At 35.4% G+C, this 15,675-nt stretch carries 12 protein-coding genes and 1 pseudogene; 6 read left to right on the plus strand and 7 right to left on the minus strand.

Annotation, left to right across the window (positions count from 1 at the left end; all coding sequences use genetic code 11):
• Nucleotides 1-26: 26 nt before the first annotated feature.
• Together HJC33_RS09660 and gmd are read right to left on the minus strand one after the other, a co-directional pair.
• On the minus strand, nt 27-1,118 hold the full coding sequence (locus HJC33_RS09660) for a GDP-L-fucose synthase family protein (protein WP_171658614.1): 1,092 nt from the start codon (nt 1,116-1,118) through the stop codon (nt 27-29).
• Nucleotides 1,119-2,231, minus strand: a complete 1,113-nt coding sequence (gmd, locus tag HJC33_RS09665) for a GDP-mannose 4,6-dehydratase (RefSeq protein WP_171658615.1) — start codon at nt 2,229-2,231, stop codon at nt 1,119-1,121.
• 259 nt (nt 2,232-2,490) lie between these two features.
• Between gmd and HJC33_RS09670 the strand changes: the two genes are divergently transcribed.
• Both HJC33_RS09670 and HJC33_RS09675 read left to right on the plus strand, forming a co-directional pair.
• The gene (locus HJC33_RS09670) at nt 2,491-3,924 is read left to right on the plus strand and encodes an MBOAT family O-acyltransferase (RefSeq protein WP_171658616.1); all 1,434 of its coding nucleotides are present in this window, start codon (nt 2,491-2,493) and stop codon (nt 3,922-3,924) included.
• 2 nt (nt 3,925-3,926) lie between these two features.
• Nucleotides 3,927-4,988: a hypothetical protein gene (locus tag HJC33_RS09675; protein WP_171658617.1), complete on the plus strand. Its 1,062-nt coding sequence runs from the start codon at nt 3,927-3,929 to the stop codon at nt 4,986-4,988.
• 6 nt (nt 4,989-4,994) lie between these two features.
• Here HJC33_RS09675 and HJC33_RS09680 read toward each other — a convergent pair whose 3' ends face one another.
• Complete coding sequence (locus HJC33_RS09680) at nt 4,995-6,020, minus strand: NAD-dependent epimerase/dehydratase family protein (protein ID WP_171658618.1); 1,026 nt, start codon at nt 6,018-6,020, stop codon at nt 4,995-4,997.
• A gap of 87 nt (nt 6,021-6,107) precedes the next feature.
• A complete protein-coding gene (locus HJC33_RS09685; RefSeq protein WP_171658619.1) occupies nt 6,108-6,284 on the minus strand; it encodes a hypothetical protein in 177 nt (58 codons plus the stop codon).
• Between the two features lie 329 nt (nt 6,285-6,613).
• Between HJC33_RS09685 and HJC33_RS09690 the strand changes: the two are divergent.
• The 4 genes and pseudogenes from HJC33_RS09690 (at nt 6,614) to HJC33_RS09705 (ending at nt 12,905) form a co-directional block, all read left to right on the plus strand.
• Nucleotides 6,614-7,748, plus strand: a pseudogene (locus HJC33_RS09690) (DegT/DnrJ/EryC1/StrS family aminotransferase).
• A complete protein-coding gene (locus HJC33_RS09695; RefSeq protein WP_171658620.1) occupies nt 7,745-9,694 on the plus strand; it encodes a polysaccharide biosynthesis protein in 1,950 nt (649 codons plus the stop codon). Before HJC33_RS09690 ends, HJC33_RS09695 begins: the two are co-directional and overlap by 4 nt.
• 13 nt (nt 9,695-9,707) lie before the next feature.
• Nucleotides 9,708-10,475 carry a polysaccharide biosynthesis/export family protein gene (locus tag HJC33_RS09700; RefSeq protein ID WP_171658621.1) on the plus strand — a complete coding sequence of 256 codons (768 nt, stop codon included), beginning with the start codon at nt 9,708-9,710 and terminating at the stop codon, nt 10,473-10,475.
• 51 nt (nt 10,476-10,526) lie between these two features.
• Nucleotides 10,527-12,905 (plus strand): GumC family protein, encoded by a 2,379-nt coding sequence (locus tag HJC33_RS09705; RefSeq protein ID WP_171658622.1) that lies wholly within the window; start codon nt 10,527-10,529, stop codon nt 12,903-12,905.
• Nucleotide 12,906: 1 nt separating this feature from the next.
• Here HJC33_RS09705 and HJC33_RS09710 read toward each other — a convergent pair whose 3' ends face one another.
• From HJC33_RS09710 to HJC33_RS09720, 3 genes are all read right to left on the minus strand, one after another.
• Nucleotides 12,907-13,644, minus strand: a complete 738-nt coding sequence (locus tag HJC33_RS09710; protein WP_171658623.1) for a tyrosine-protein phosphatase — start codon at nt 13,642-13,644, stop codon at nt 12,907-12,909.
• 68 nt (nt 13,645-13,712) lie between these two features.
• Nucleotides 13,713-14,414, minus strand: coding sequence for a LytR/AlgR family response regulator transcription factor (locus tag HJC33_RS09715; RefSeq protein ID WP_171658624.1), 702 nt, complete (start codon nt 14,412-14,414; stop codon nt 13,713-13,715).
• Nucleotides 14,411-15,424, minus strand: coding sequence for a sensor histidine kinase (locus HJC33_RS09720; RefSeq protein ID WP_171658625.1), 1,014 nt, complete (start codon nt 15,422-15,424; stop codon nt 14,411-14,413). The genes HJC33_RS09715 and HJC33_RS09720 overlap by 4 nt, the downstream gene beginning before the upstream one ends.
• Between the last annotated feature and the right edge of the window lie 251 nt (nt 15,425-15,675).

Genomic DNA, 15,675 nt, shown 5'->3' on the forward strand with positions numbered 1-15,675 from the left:
AGCAGATAGTAACTAATAGATGAGCTTTATTTTGAATCAGCGGTAAACCAGTTATATAATAGGCTAATACCTTCTTCCAATTCAATAGTATGCTCCCATCCTAATTGATTGAGTTTGGACACGTCTGTTAATTTCTTTAGAGTGCCATCTGGTTTTTCTGTGTTATATACAAAGTTTCCTTGAAAACCCAAGATTCCTTTTATAGTTTCCGCAAGATTAGCAATGGAAATGTCAACACCTGTTCCGATATTAATATGGGTATTTCGAATTTCTTTACTGTTTTCGGAGTAGGTGTCTTCAAAGTTTCTGTTTTCCATTAGGAAAACGCAGGCATCTGCCATATCCTCAGACCATAAAAATTCCCGCATAGGTTTTCCACTTCCCCATATTTCCACACTCACGGATTGGTCGTTCTTTGAAACTCCATATTTTTTCAAAATTGAAATAATATCGCCTTCACCACTTTTTCCTGATACACCTTCAATAGGCAATTTGTCCAAATCCTTTTTGATGATATCCCATTTGCCTTCATCCAATGCTTTGCCAAGATGTACTTTTCTTATTAAGGCTGGCAGCACGTGTGACTTTTCCAAATCAAAATTGTCATTTGGGCCGTAAAGATTTGTAGGCATCACAGATATGAAATTTGTTCCATATTGAAGGTTATAGCTCTCACACATTTTGATACCTGCAATCTTGGCAATAGCGTAGGGCTCATTGGTGTATTCCAAAACATTGGTCAAAAGGTAATCCTCTTTCATGGGTTGGGGACAGCTTTTGGGATAAATACATGTGCTTCCCAAAAACAATAGTTTTTTCACCCCTGTGAGATAACTTTGATGAATCACATTGTTCTGTATCATCAAGTTTTCATATATAAAATCGGCCCTGTATGTATTATTGGCAACGATACCACCAACCTTGGCTGCAGCCAAAATGACATACTCAGGTTTTTCCGTTTTAAAGAAACTTTCCACGGCTCGGGAATCTCTTAGATCCAGCTCAGAACTTGTTCTTACAACTAGGTTCTGGTACCCTTTATTGACCAAGTTTTTAACTATGGCGCTACCAACCAATCCTCTGTGGCCAGCAACATAAATCTTGGCAGTTTTGTCCATCTATTCGAAATAATTTAGAATACGGTAACCTCCTTTTTTAAGAAACTGATCTTTTTGCATAAGTTTTAGGTCGCTTTGCATCATATCTTTGATTAGTGCATTCAAATCATATTCTGGAATCCATCCTAACTTATTCTTTGCTTTCGAAGGGTCACCAATCAACAAATCAACTTCAGTAGGTCTGAAATATTTAGGGTCGACTGCTAACACTTCTTTTCCAACTTCTAATTGATAGTCAGGGTCGTTACAGGTTTTTACAAAAGCTTTTTCATCTACACCAGTTCCTTTGAACTCCAGTTCAATGCCAACTTCAGCAAAACTCATACGCACAAAATCTCTAACTGGGGTGGTTTTTCCTGTTGCAATAACCCAATCTTCAGCTTCGTCAGCCTGTAGAATCATCCACATCATTCTAATATAATCTTTGGCATGTCCCCAATCTCTTTGGGCATCTAAATTTCCCAAGTACATTTTATCCTGTAGCCCTAAAGCAATTCTAGATGTAGCTCTAGTTATTTTACGGGTAACAAAAGTTTCACCTCTTATTGGAGATTCATGGTTAAATAGTATACCATTACAAGCATACATTCCATAGGCCTCCCTATAATTAACTGTAATCCAATAGGCATACATTTTTGCAACAGCATATGGACTTCTTGGGTAAAAAGGTGTTGTTTCTGTTTGTGGAATTTCTTGCACCTTTCCGTAGAGCTCGGAGGTTGAAGCCTGGTAAATGCGAGTCTTCTTTTCTAGACCCAATAAGCGTACGGCATCTAAAATTCTTAGTGTACCTATGCCATCTGCATTTGCAGTATATTCTGGAGTCTCGAAAGAAACTCCTACGTGGCTCATTGCAGCAAGGTTATATATCTCATCAGGTTGTATTTCTTGAATCAATCGTATCAAGTTGGTGCTATCCGTCATATCTCCATAGTGAAGAATAAACTTCCTGTTCTCCACGTGGGGATCTTCGTATAAATGATCGATACGGTCAGTGTTAAAAAGGGATGAACGTCTTTTTAGGCCATGTACTTCATATCCTTTTTTTAATAAGAATTCACTAAGATAAGCTCCATCTTGACCGGTAGCTCCGGTAATCAATGCTTTTTTCATTTGGTGGTATCTAAAATGTGTGTTTTTAAAATATCTAGCGAATATCCATATTCACTTTGTGTAGACAAAAATACTTCTTTGAAAATACACTATTATACGATTAAGGAATTTCTTTGAGCATAAAATGAACCGTTTAACGATGACTTGTTAAAACATATCAATATTTTTTATGACAGATTGATATTCAATAGTAATATTGCAGACGGAAAATAGTTCTTTCCAATAACCGTTAACATTTAAACCAACCAGTAAGTGAAGTATGTTATTCAATTCATTTGATTTTGCAGTTTTTCTACCGATTGTATTCTTCTTGTATTGGTTTGTGACCCAAAAGAATCTACGACTCCAAAATTTGTTGATTGTTTTTGCCAGCTATTTGTTTTACGGCTGGTGGGATTATAGATTTTTATCGCTTATTGTCTTTAGTTCCCTTGTGGATTATTCCATAGGAAGAGGTTTGGCTAAAACAGAGAATGTATTTAAGCGCAAAGTATTTCTTTGGATAAGCATTATTGTTAATCTTGGTTTTTTAGGTTTTTTTAAATATTACAATTTTTTTCTGGATAACTTTAAATCTGCTTTTAGCTTTTTCGGATATGAATTTGATGGTTATACTTTAAATATTATTCTACCGGTTGGAATTAGTTTTTATACTTTTCAAACACTCAGTTATACTATTGATGTTTATCGAAAAAAATTAAAACCTACTAAGGATATTGTTGCCTTTTTGGCATTTGTAAGCTTTTTCCCCCAACTTGTGGCCGGCCCAATTGAAAGAGCGACCAATTTATTACCGCAGTTCTATAAAAAAAGAACTTTTGTTTATAAGAATGCGGTTAATGGAACCCGACAGATTTTATGGGGTCTTTTCAAAAAGGTTGTGATTGCCGACCAATGTGCGGAATATGTAAATCTAATTTTCGACAACTCTGCTGATCAGGGGGGAGTAACGTTACTTTTGGGTGCTTTTCTATTTGCTTTTCAGATTTATGGAGATTTTTCAGGATATTCAGATATTGCTATAGGAACTTCTAAATTATTTGGGTTTGATTTGATGCAGAACTTTGCCTACCCATATTTTTCAAGAGACATTGCAGAATTTTGGAGAAGATGGCATATTTCGCTTTCTACATGGTTTAGAGATTACCTTTACATTCCTCTTGGAGGTAGTAAGGGAGGCCTAAAGATGAAAGTAAGAAACACTTTTGCTATTTTTCTGGTAAGTGGTTTTTGGCATGGGGCAAATTGGACTTTTATTGTTTGGGGTGGACTTAATGCACTTTATTTTTTACCCCTTTTGCTTTCTAAAAAGAATAGAAAAAACTTAGATGTAGTGGCTCAAAACAGTTTTTTACCTTCATTAAAAGAGCTTTGTCAAATTGCAACCACCTTTTTACTTACAATTTTAGCTTGGGTGTTTTTTAGGGCAGAAAACTTAAACCATGCGTTTTCTTACTTATATGGTATTTTTAGTCGAATAGGAGAACCGTTGGAATTTTTGCCTTGGGGATTGTTTGTCTTTTTATTTTTCTTATTGGCTTTTGAATGGATGGGCAGAAAAGACAAATTTGCAATAGAAAGAATTGGTGGGGATTGGAAACTACCGGTAAGATGGGTTTTCTATCTCATCGTTTGTCTTTGCATCATTGGTTGCATGGATAATCAACAAGACTTTATTTACTTTCAATTTTAGATATGAGGAAGTTTTTGGTTCAATTAATTGTGCTTTCCGCCGTGTTGTTGGCAGTGTGTTTTGGGCTTTCATGTGTGAAGTTTTCCGATGGGTTCATAGTTCATAAAACTAAGGATACAGCTTACAAAAAAATAGGATGGAATCTTAACCTAATTAAAAATAAACCCGAGCGCATTAAAAATAGTACCATTTTTCTTGGTTCTTCTTTAGTACAAGGGGCTATAAATGATTCGTTACTGGTTTTAAGTGGAGTTAATGCCATTAATATGGGAGTGCCACATAATGGGAATGAAATAGGGCTGTATTTCACAGAAAGACTAAAAAACATGTCCCCAAAAGAGATTATTATCCTAAAGGGCAAGACCCCGTTTAAGGGACTTCATAAAATGACACCATTATTATACACATCAATAACGCTGTTGGGTAATGGACAAGGAATCAACTCTGATTACATTCAGTTCATTTTTAAAAAATCAAAGCTATGCTTAGAGTATTTGTTCTTTAATCTGAGTTCTTCTGAAACGGAGTATGAAAATTATAATAAGTTCTTGCAAAAGTCTTATGGTGTTATTTATGATAAGCATGAAATTCCACAACATGTTTATGACTATACTATGGCAAACTTTTCAGGCAAGAAGAGTGACCAATATTATAATCTATACCAAAATGACTTTTTGTACACCAATGAGACCGATGATAATTCGGTTACTAATTATTTAAAGGTTGCCAAGCGAAGATTGGTGAAAAAAGTATGGGTGGAAAGTGACTTCATTAACAATGTAGGTGCGCAGGAACGTTTTGTGCAATCCATTATTCAAATAGGCATTGACAATAAAATAGCAATAAGGAAAATTTATATTCCAAAGTTGGTTGATGTCAATACTTATTCGGGGTATGTTAGGGATGATTATCAGAAAGTGCCATCCGATAGTGTTGGGGTATATTCACTACAAGACTATGGGTTTTTAAAATCTAGGGAGCATTGGGCAGATTTTGACCATTTGGATGAAAGTGGGGCCAACCTATATACCCAGCAAATTACTCCTTTTTTGAAGACAAACTAATTCCAATTATTTGGTTTGTTGTTTTGAGTAATAGTCCCTGTACCAATCTACAAAATTTCCAATGCCTTCCTTAATATGGGTTTTTGGCTCGTATCCGTAGTCGTTTTTAAGCTGGCTTATATCGGCCCAGGTTCTTTCCATGTCGCCTTTTTGCATAGGGAGTAGCTGCAGTTGGGGTTCAGTATTAAGGGTTTTACTTATTTCGGTGATAAAATCCATCAATTTTACTGGATTTCCAGCGCCAATATTATAAACGTTATGAAGTTTTTCATTGCCTTCTTTCTCTAGTACTTGAATGACTCCTTCTACAATATCATCAATATAGGTGAAGTCCCTTTCCATATTACCATTATTGAAGACTTTGATGGGTTTGTTGTTCAATATAGCATTGGTGAACAAATAAATTGCCATATCTGGTCGTCCCCAAGGGCCGTAAACGGTGAAAAAACGTAGACCTGTTGTCCTAAAGCCAAATAAATTGCTATAAGCATGAGCCATAAGCTCATTACTTATTTTAGTGGCAGCATACAGGCTTACAGGTTTATCTAGTTTTTGATCCAAAGAATAAGGAATCTGTTCGTTAAGTCCATAGACACTGGAACTACTGGCATAGACCAAATGACTAACTTTAAAGTTACGGCAACTTTCCAAAACATTTAGGAATCCAACCACATTAGTGTCTACATAGGGTTCAGGTTGTTCTATGCTATAACGTACACCTGCTTGGGCTGCCATTGAGCAAACACTTTCAAAGCCTATTTCCTTAAAAAGCTCGGGAAGTTTTTCCCTGTTTTCCAGATTCATTCGTATGAACTGGAATCGGGTACCGTATGTTTTGCTTGTGCAAAGTGTATCAAAAATGGCAGACTCTGACTTGTCTATACCTAATTGGGATAAACGGGAATATTTCAGGTCTACATCGTAGTAAGGATTAAGGTTATCCAACCCAACCAACTCATGACCATGTTTCAGTAATTTTTGAGCAACATGGAATCCAATAAAACCAGCTGCACCGGTAACTAAAATTTTCAAATGCTTATGTTTTTCTAGGCAAATTTATGCAGATAATCGGTATTTGAAGTAATAGATTTATGATTGATTCATCCTAAAGAGTATTATCTAATGTTCTCCAAGTTTATAATAATCAAATCCTATATCTTCCATTTCTTGCTTGTTCACCAATCTTCTGCCATCAAAAACCAAAGTGGGCTCTAACATATTATGATATAATTTGAACCAATATAAGGTTTTGAACTTGCCCCATTTTATAAGAACAGCTGTAATATGAGTATCCATGGAAGTCTATAAATGATTAGAAGTAAAGGTGACTAATCTTTCATTTTCTTACTTTGACCTTGTGCCAAGATGGTTTAGGTTTTCCTAGGGAACCAGCTTCAATAAAAGATGTTTTTGAGGTTTTTTAATTTAAAATGGTTTAATCGGACAATGGATGTATAAATATCCAAAAAGCTAATGCCTATAAAGGGTTTATTTTTTTAAGAACAAAGCAAAGAATAGTATGGAAGTTATTTGAACGAGTATTTAGCTCATATAACGATAAGTTTATCATTTTGTCTTTCAAAAAAGACTTTGACATTATTTTTACGACTAAATAACACCCAAACATGGAAAATGTCCTGCTTAATAAAAAAATCTGGCTTTCCTCACCTCACATGGGTGATACAGAGCAAAGCTATGTAAATGAGGCTTTTGCTACCAATTGGATAGCTCCTTTAGGTCCAAATGTTCAAGGTTTTGAAAAGAGTATTGAAAGATACGTTGGAAACAATACACATGCAGCTTGTCTTAGTTCTGGAACAGCAGCCATTCATCTGGCTCTACAGCTTTTAGAAGTAGGCATTGGTGATGAGGTGTTATGCCAAAGCTTTACTTTTTCTGCATCAGCTAATCCGATTGCATATTTAGGTGCCTCTCCTATTTTTGTAGATAGCGAATCGGATACTTGGAATATTTGTCCTGAATTGTTGGAAGAAGCAATTCTAGATAGAATAAAGGTAGGCAAAAAGCCCAAAGCGGTTATTGCTGTCCATCTATATGGAATGCCTTACAAAGTTGATGAAATACATGCTATTTCCAAAAAATATAATATTCCAGTAGTTGAAGATAGCGCTGAGGCATTGGGAAGCTCTTATAAAGGAGTAAAGTGTGCAAGTTTTGGTGATTGGTATTCTTTCTTTTAACGGGAACAAAATCATAACAACATCAGGCGGTGGCGCTCTATTGGCCAAAAGTCAGGCGATTAAGGAAAAAGCAGTTTTTTTAGCTACTCAAGCTAGAGATAAAGCCCCACACTACCAACATTCTTATATTGGCTATAATTATAGGATGAGCAACGTACTTGCCGGTATTGGAAGAGGACAAATGGAAGTTTTGGAAAATCGTGTCGCTGCAAGAAGATTCAATTTTGAATACTATAAGGAACATTTATCGGCTATTCAAGGGATTGAGTTTTTGGATGAAATGGAAGGTAGCTTTTCCAACAGATGGTTGAGCTGTATATTGACCCCATCTTTTGAGACACGCGAGAAAATTAGAATAGCACTTGAAAATGAAAATATAGAATCAAGACCACTTTGGAAGCCCATGCATATGCAGCCGGTTTTTAAAGAATCAGTTCACTATACCAATGGTGTAAGTGAAGCCCTTTTTCAACAAGGATTGTGTTTGCCCAGTGGGTCCAATATGGGCCAAGAGGATTTGGAAAGAATTTGTCATGTCATTAAAAGTGAATTTAGATGATTAAAAAATACATTTTTGATAATGAAAGGCATCACGCGTCCAAATGGACCGTATTGCTGATTGATTTAGGTATTGTGGCTGTATCCTTTGTGATGGCCTATTTCATACGATTCAATCTAAGTTTCAATTTTGATGTACAGCGACTTTGGTCGCAGTTACCTATTGTTGTGTTATTGTTTCTTGTGGCCTTTTTAGTATCAGGGAGTTACAAAGGTGTAGTAAGGCACACTGGCATTAAGGATGTTTATTCTATATTCAACGCAATTTGCTTAGCAAGTATTGGTACAATTGGGGTGGTGCTATTAAATAAATATGTAAGTCTAGCTGAAGGGTTTACTATTCCGTTGTCTATAATCATCATTAATAGTTTGCTCACCTTTATTACTCTAACCTCATCAAGATATGTTTTTAAGATTTGTTATGAGAGTTTAATAAAAAGTAATGAAACACCAACAACAAATTTAATTATCTATGGTGCTGGAGAGTCTGGGATTATTACCCATAATACTTTGGCAAATCATTCCAAAATGAAGGTTAAGGTTGTGGGGTTTGTAGACAATAACCTTCAAAAAGTTGGTAAGCAGATTAATGGGGTCAAGGTATATAACAAATCTGTACTCACGGAAGATTTTGTAAGGTATCACAACATCTCGGAAGTAATCTTTTCGATTCAAAATATTCGTCCCAAGCACCTTAGGACCTTGGTCAATGAAATTGTAGACCTCCCGGTTAAAGTTAAAATTGTTCCTCCGGTTGAGGATTGGATTAATGGAGAACTAAAAGTATCTCAGATTAAAAGGGTTCAAATAGAAGATCTTTTGGATCGTCCACCAATTCAAATCAAGAATAGCAAAATCAGCCAGGATTTTGAAGATAAAGTGATTATGGTATCTGGTGGTGCAGGTTCAATAGGCAGTGAGTTGGTAAGACAGATATGTAAGTATAATTATAAGTCTTTGATTGTCATCGACCAGGCGGAATCTGCCCTATATGACCTACAACAAGAATTAAAGCAATCTGGATTTTTCAATTTTATTCCAATAGTTGGAGATATTAGAGATAAAAACAAAATGAGAACTTTGTTTGAGGAGCATAGCCCTGATCGAATTTTCCATGCTGCTGCCTACAAGCATGTGCCATTGATGGAGCACAATCCTTATGAGGCGGTGAAGATAAATGTTGCAGGTACCAAAACTATGGCGGACTTAGCGGTAGAGTTCGATGTGGAAAAATTTGTTTTTGTTTCTACGGACAAGGCTGTTAATCCAACTAATATAATGGGTGCGACAAAACGTATTGCTGAGATGTATATAGGATGTAGACAGCAAGAAGGTAAAACAAAATTTGTTACAACTAGATTTGGCAATGTATTGGGTTCCAATGGCTCTGTTATTCCTTTATTTAGAAAACAGATTGAAAAAGGTGGTCCATTGACCGTAACACACAAGGATATTACAAGATATTTCATGACCATACCGGAAGCATCGCAGTTGGTATTGGAAGCGGGTGCAATGGGGCAAGGTGGAGAAATTTTCATATTTGATATGGGAGAGTCCGTTAAGATTATGGATTTGGCTAAAAACATGATTAGACTTTCTGGACTCCACTATCCTGATGAGATTGATATAAAAATTACTGGACTTAGACCAGGAGAGAAATTATATGAAGAACTCCTAGCAAATGGAGAGAATACTCTTCCAACATATCATGATAAAATAATGATTAGTAAAGTGAGGGATATAGATTATTCCAAGACTCGAACAATGATTGATGAACTCTGCATATCAAATTTGTTTTTTAAAGACAATGTAGTACAGCTAATGAAAAGTATTGTTCCAGAATACATCTCTAACAATTCTGATTTTTGTAAATTGGACATCAACAAAAAGGAAGATGACCCAAAAGGTCAAGAAGCCAAACCTGAATTGCCACAATTGAACAGATAACATAAAACCTTTTATGAATAAAACAAAATTTGTAATTGCATGCTATGCTATTATTGCGTGTCTGATAGTCTCATGTAGTTCTCCGCAAGATGTAGTTTATTTTCAAGATGCCAGTCAGTTTGAAACACTGATCAATGAAAACTCTGCAACTACCAAGTTTAAGGTTGATGACCTTGTAAGCATACATATTTCTACTTTGGATCCAGAAGCCAGTGCTCCCTTTAATTTATATAAAGGTTCGGAAGAATCTGGAATAAGACCCGAGCAGGTAAGCTATCTGATTGATAAGAACGGGGAAATTGATTTTCCCGTTATTGGTAAGGTAAAGATTATTGGACTTTCACCAAGTGAGACACGTGAGTTGCTTCGCAAAAAATTAGCTGATTATCTAAAAGACCCAATTATTAATATTAGGATTAGAAACTTTACAGTAACTGTGCTCGGAGCCGTTAATAGACCAGGAACATTTCCAGTTAATGGAGAACAAATTACCATTATGGAAGCTTTGGGAATGGCAGGGGATATTAATATAAAAGGTAGACGTGACAATATTATGGTAATAAGGGATTTTGATGGTACCAAAGTATACAACAGAATTAACCTAAATCAAAAAGATGCGCTGAAATCTCCAGTGTATTACCTCACTCAGAATGATGTAGTGTATGTGGAACCCAATAAGTCTGGCAAAACAGCTTCAAGTTTGGATCAAAGAGCGTCAATTGCTGTTTCTATTATATCTGTATTAGTAACTTCTACAGTTGTATTGTTAACAAGAAATTAGGGTTTCTAAATTGATAAAAACCTATTTAACAACAGATTATTCCCCATATAGATGAATGGATCCTCTTCTGATATAAAAAAACAGATTGATTCTTACTTAAGGCATTGGAAATGGTTTGCGCTTTCAGCGGCTTTAACTATTGCTTTGGCTTTTGTTTATCTTAGATATGCTACTCCTCAGTATAGTGCTTCTGCAAAAATTCAAATTCTAGAGGATAAAGGTGCTTCTTCAGAATTGAGTGTGCTTCAAGATTTGGATATCTTCTCTGGAGGGAAAGCCAAAATTGAAGACGAAATAGAGTTGCTACAGGCTAGAAGTAATTTTATCCAAGTAGTAAAAAAGTTGAAATTGAATGTCCGTTATTTTGTCATAGGGAACATTAGAAATAATGAATTGTATGGGGGAAAGTTTCCTTTCAATATAAACTTTATTTCCTCTGATTCTCTAGTAAATAAGTCTAAACATCATTTTTTTGTTGATCTTAATTCCAATACTTCATTTGATTATAGTGAAGATGAAAATGGACCTTTTAAGACCTATGATTTTGGTTCAAAAATCAACACAAAAATTGGTGATATTATATTGGTCCCAGATACAGAACATTTGCAGCCTTATAAAAACAAAAGAGTGGTTGTGGCTATAAATCCTATTCCCGACGTAGCTAGCTCGTACAGAAATCGTATGTTTATCAAGGCTTCAAATGAACTTTCTTCCAATATTATCAATATGTCATTGACCGATCCTATACAACAAAGGGCCATTGATATTATTGATGAGCTAATCTTGACTAACAATTCCAATGCGGTAGCTGATAAAAAGGCAATAGCGGATAGAACTACCAAATTTATAAATGATAGAATCAATGAAATCTACACGGATTTATCCTCTGTAGATGAAACTGCGGAAAATTTTAAGTCGAGTAGGGGAATTGCTGATTTGGGTTCTCAGTCCAGTGTAAATTTTAATCAAAGCGCTGCAAGTGAGCAAGAACTACAAAATGCAAGTATTCAGCTTAATATTGCCAATTCCATGAAGGACCTGATTAGTGATCAGCAAGGATATGATATTATCCCTACAAATGTTGGTTTGAGCGATCCAGGAATTGCAAATGCGGCAGAACGTTACAATGAGTTGGTGGCACAAAGGAATAGGTTGTTGGAAAGTTCTAATGAAAAAAACCCAGTTATTATTAAACTAGATCAACAGTTAGAGGGGCTTAGAAGAGGTATGCAGTCCAGTTTAAATAATGTTACCAACAATTTAGATCTTCAGGTGAATAGTTTAAGTAAACAACTTTCGCAAATTAATTCTAGAATCTATGCTGCTCCTAGCAACGAAAGAGCTTTAAGAGATATTTCTAGACAACAACAAACAACAGAGTCTCTTTACTTATATCTGTTACAAAAAAGAGAAGAATCCCAAATTACCTTTGCCTCAGCGGCTCCTAAATCTAAAATTGTTGATGCAGCATACGGTTCTGATAAACCTGTATCCCCAAAATCCAATATGGTATACTTGGCAGCTATTGTAGTTGGCCTTTTGATACCTTTTTCCATCATCTATTTAGGAGATTTAATAGATGACAAAGTACATGGTAAAATTGAATTGGAACAAACCATTTCCAATAAAGCATCGGTTATGGCTGAATTACCAAAACTAGGTAGAAAAGATAGTAAATTGGTTTCAGGAATGGATCGTAATGTATTGGGTGAATCATTACGTATTTTAAGAACTAATTTAGATTATGTCTTAAAAAAGAAAGTAAAATCCGATCGTGGAAGTATTGTTTTGATTACATCTAGTGTTTCAGGAGAAGGAAAGACCTTTTTATCCTCTAACCTGAGTATGGTTTTGGCAAGTGCAAGAAAAAAAGTGCTTTTGGTTGGTGCTGATATCCGTAATCCAAAATTGCACAATTTTTATTCAGATTTAGAAGTAGAAAATGTAAAATCTAGTGAAGAAGTTGTTGGGAGAAAAACAAATAAAGGGCTGACAGAGTACTTATATGATGAAAGGATAGGATTTAAAGAGGTAATAACCCCTATGTTAATCAATGAGAACAAAGTTGATATTGTTTTTTCGGGTAAAATACCTCCCAACCCAGCTGAATTATTGATGAGCAATCGGGTAAAACAGTTTTTAGACGAAGCCAGTTCTCAATATGATTATGTGATTGTTGATTCTGCTCCTATGTTGGTTGTGACTGATACTTTGTTAATCAGTGATTATGCAGATCAAATTTTATATGTGACCAAAGCTGGGGTAACTGAGCAGAAGGTTTTGGAATACCCAATTAAACTAATAGAAGAAAAGAAAGTTAAAAACCTATCTTTCATTGTAAACGGAGTTAAAGAGGCTAACTTAGGTTATGGGGGCAAATATGGCTACGGCTATGGTAGAACTGTTAAGAAATGGTGGAGTTTCTCTTAATTCAATAAAAAGTTAAAATAGTATTTTCTATTATAGGTAACAATAATTTCAAGGTATTGTTGGATAGCCTAACTTCTTTTAATGCTGATAAATGTCTCATGTTATGAACATCGGACCCAACGTACTCGATAAAACCATCTTTTAATAGCTTTAAAGCCACTTTTTGGACTTCTTTACCATAATATTCCCCTAAGGACAAAAGATTCATTTGAAACAGAATCCCTTGCATTTTTAGACTGCTATATGTCTCATATTTTTGGTGAAAATACAAGTAGCGTTCAGGGTGGGCCAGAATCGGAAAGTAACTGTGCTGTGCTATTTTCTCTATGGCGAAGTCAAAATTGAATGAAGGCTGTAAATAAGACATTTCAATGAGCAAATATTCTTTTTTCAACGCCAATACACCATTATTTTCTAAAAGCGTCTCAAAGTTATCATCAATCATGTGCTCTGCAGCATAGTCAATTTTTACATCCGTATTTTTTTGAGCAAGCTCTGCTTTTAAAATATTGTAAGCCTGCTTAATGCTCTCAGGAGTATTATCATGGTAATTATGCATGATATGGGGTGTACAGAAAAAACTCTTGACCCCAAACTCAGAAAACCCCTTTAAAAGTTGCAAAGAGTCATCAGCTGTTTTGGCGCCATCATCAATTCCAGGAAGTATATGGTTGTGGATATCCACCAATCCATGCAGATAATCGACTAGATATCGTTTTTTCTCAAAAAAATGCAGCATCCATAAAATTTGGATTGCAAAGATAGGGTATAAGTTTTCTTTTTATGGATGGCGATACTTTTCTATAACTAACCCAATACCTTTTTTAAAAAATCTTCTTTATAGGAACGCCCTATAGGAAGTTTGGCGCCATCAATTAGATATAGTTGATTTCCCGCGATTTTCTCAATACCATTTGTGTTTACAATATACGATTTGTGAATGCGATAAAATTGGTTTTTTGGTAATGTTTCCAACCAATAGCGTAATGACTCGTTAGAGAGGTACTTTTTCTGTCTAGTATTTATTTCTGTATAATCTGCATTGGAAGTAATATGGGTTATGCTATCCAGTGCCACTTTTACATGCTCATAACCTGATTTAACATAAATTTCCTGCCTGTTAGAGATTACTAAGGCTTTGTTTTCCATTTCTTTCTGCCCATTGAGCTCAAATGCCTTTGATACGGCTTGTACAAAGCGCTGAAATGAAAAGGGTTTTAATAGATAATCCACAACGTTAAGTTCATAACTTTCAAGAGCATATTCGGAGAAGGCGGTGGTTAATATTACCAGCGGTGGTTTTTTCATCGTCTTAAGAAATTCAATACCTGAAAGTTTGGGAAGGTGTATATCCAGAAACATAAGTTCTGCTTGTTTCAATTTCAAATATTCCATCGCTTGCATTGAATCTTGGAATGTACCGACAAGTACCAGAGATTCCATATCATCAATGTATTTTTTGAGGATACGTTGTGCCGGTGGTTGATCTTCAACAATAATACAGGTCATGCCCCTTCTTCTATTTGGTTCAGTTTGATGGAAAGCTTTACTTCATAGGTTTCCTGATTTTCTCTTACAACAAGATCATGGTTGTTCAAATAAAGCAACTCTAGACGTTTTTTTACATTTTTTAACCCTATTCCAGCTGCTACAGTATCTAGTCCTTGAGTTGGTTTATGATTGTTGGTACAACTAAAATACAAGACATTTGTTTTCATGTGCAAGTCAATCGTAATTTTAATATTGTCCGTTTGCCCTGCCTGACTATGTTTAAAAGCATTTTCGATAAACACGATCAAAATTAGCGGTGCTATTTTATAACCTGAGTTAATAGTACCAATATTGAATGCTACAGACCCTCGATCTTCTATTTGTAATTTATTCAGTTTTATAAAGTTGTGCAGTTGCGAAATTTCCTTTTCCAATGGTACAAACTTTTCCTTGCATTCATAAAGTATATATCGTAAAATCCCACTGAGTTCCAAAATGATTTCAGGTGTTTTTGTTGAACCTTCTAAAGCGTAAGAATAAAGGTTGTTAAGGTTGTTGAAAAGAAAATGGGGATTGATCTGTGAACGAAGGAATTGGAGTTCACTTTCGTGGACAGAGCTTTTTAATTCCTCGATTTGCTGTTGTTTCTGTAGCGCGTCCCATCCAAATTTAAAGCCAGCTAGAATGGCTATGATAGGTATTATGCCAAATGGGGCATAATAAATTCCAGGAAAAATTCGAGCTCTACGGCTACCAGCGTAAAAAATCAATTCCAACACTAATTCTTCCATCAAGATAGCGCCAATAATGATTAAAAGTACCCCTGAAAAAAATTGCCAATACTTCTTCTTATATAAAAAGTGAGGCATGAGCCAGTATCCAATCGTAACCGCAGCAAGAGCATAATTGGCAAAAAAGGCCACTTGCCTCCATTGGAACCCGTGATTTTCCCTATCGAATGAATAGAATAGAAATACAAGAACCAAAAGGACCAGTTGAAAAACGAGCTCTTTTTTAGAAATTGACATTGAAGGTAAAAACTTGATGTAAAAATAATTTTATCAAGGTAGCAAAAGAAAAGATATACTGTGAACAACACTTTTCCCACCTTAATCCGCATTTGCTGCAGTTTTAGTTTTTTAATATGCTCAGTGTTATTTGGGTTTGAACATACTATTTTATTTCCCGATGCAATCGTAGTGCGTCACGAATCACCTCACTATTGACTGGTATTGATAAGAAGGATTACTTACCAAACCAACCTTCAACTTGCTTTATG

Origin of the sequence: Flagellimonas amphidinii, from assembly GCF_013090115.1 — a bacterium.
GTDB lineage: Bacteria > Bacteroidota > Bacteroidia > Flavobacteriales > Flavobacteriaceae > Flagellimonas > Flagellimonas amphidinii.

Excerpts from the sequence above, each read along its gene's own strand:
- gmd (WP_171658615.1), bottom strand. The coding sequence starts at position 2,231 with ATGAAAAAAGCATTGATTACCGGAGCTACCGGTCAAGATGGAGCTTAT.
- HJC33_RS09710 (WP_171658623.1), bottom strand. The coding sequence starts at position 13,644 with ATGCTGCATTTTTTTGAGAAAAAACGATATCTAGTCGATTATCTGCAT.
- HJC33_RS09660 (WP_171658614.1), bottom strand. The coding sequence starts at position 1,118 with ATGGACAAAACTGCCAAGATTTATGTTGCTGGCCACAGAGGATTGGTT.
- HJC33_RS09685 (WP_171658619.1), bottom strand. The coding sequence starts at position 6,284 with ATGGATACTCATATTACAGCTGTTCTTATAAAATGGGGCAAGTTCAAA.
- HJC33_RS09720 (WP_171658625.1), bottom strand. The coding sequence starts at position 15,424 with ATGTCAATTTCTAAAAAAGAGCTCGTTTTTCAACTGGTCCTTTTGGTT.
- HJC33_RS09715 (WP_171658624.1), bottom strand. The coding sequence starts at position 14,414 with ATGACCTGTATTATTGTTGAAGATCAACCACCGGCACAACGTATCCTC.
- HJC33_RS09695 (WP_171658620.1), top strand. The coding sequence starts at position 7,745 with ATGATTAAAAAATACATTTTTGATAATGAAAGGCATCACGCGTCCAAA.
- HJC33_RS09700 (WP_171658621.1), top strand. The coding sequence starts at position 9,708 with ATGAATAAAACAAAATTTGTAATTGCATGCTATGCTATTATTGCGTGT.
- HJC33_RS09675 (WP_171658617.1), top strand. The coding sequence starts at position 3,927 with ATGAGGAAGTTTTTGGTTCAATTAATTGTGCTTTCCGCCGTGTTGTTG.
- HJC33_RS09670 (WP_171658616.1), top strand. The coding sequence starts at position 2,491 with ATGTTATTCAATTCATTTGATTTTGCAGTTTTTCTACCGATTGTATTC.
- HJC33_RS09705 (WP_171658622.1), top strand. The coding sequence starts at position 10,527 with ATGAATGGATCCTCTTCTGATATAAAAAAACAGATTGATTCTTACTTA.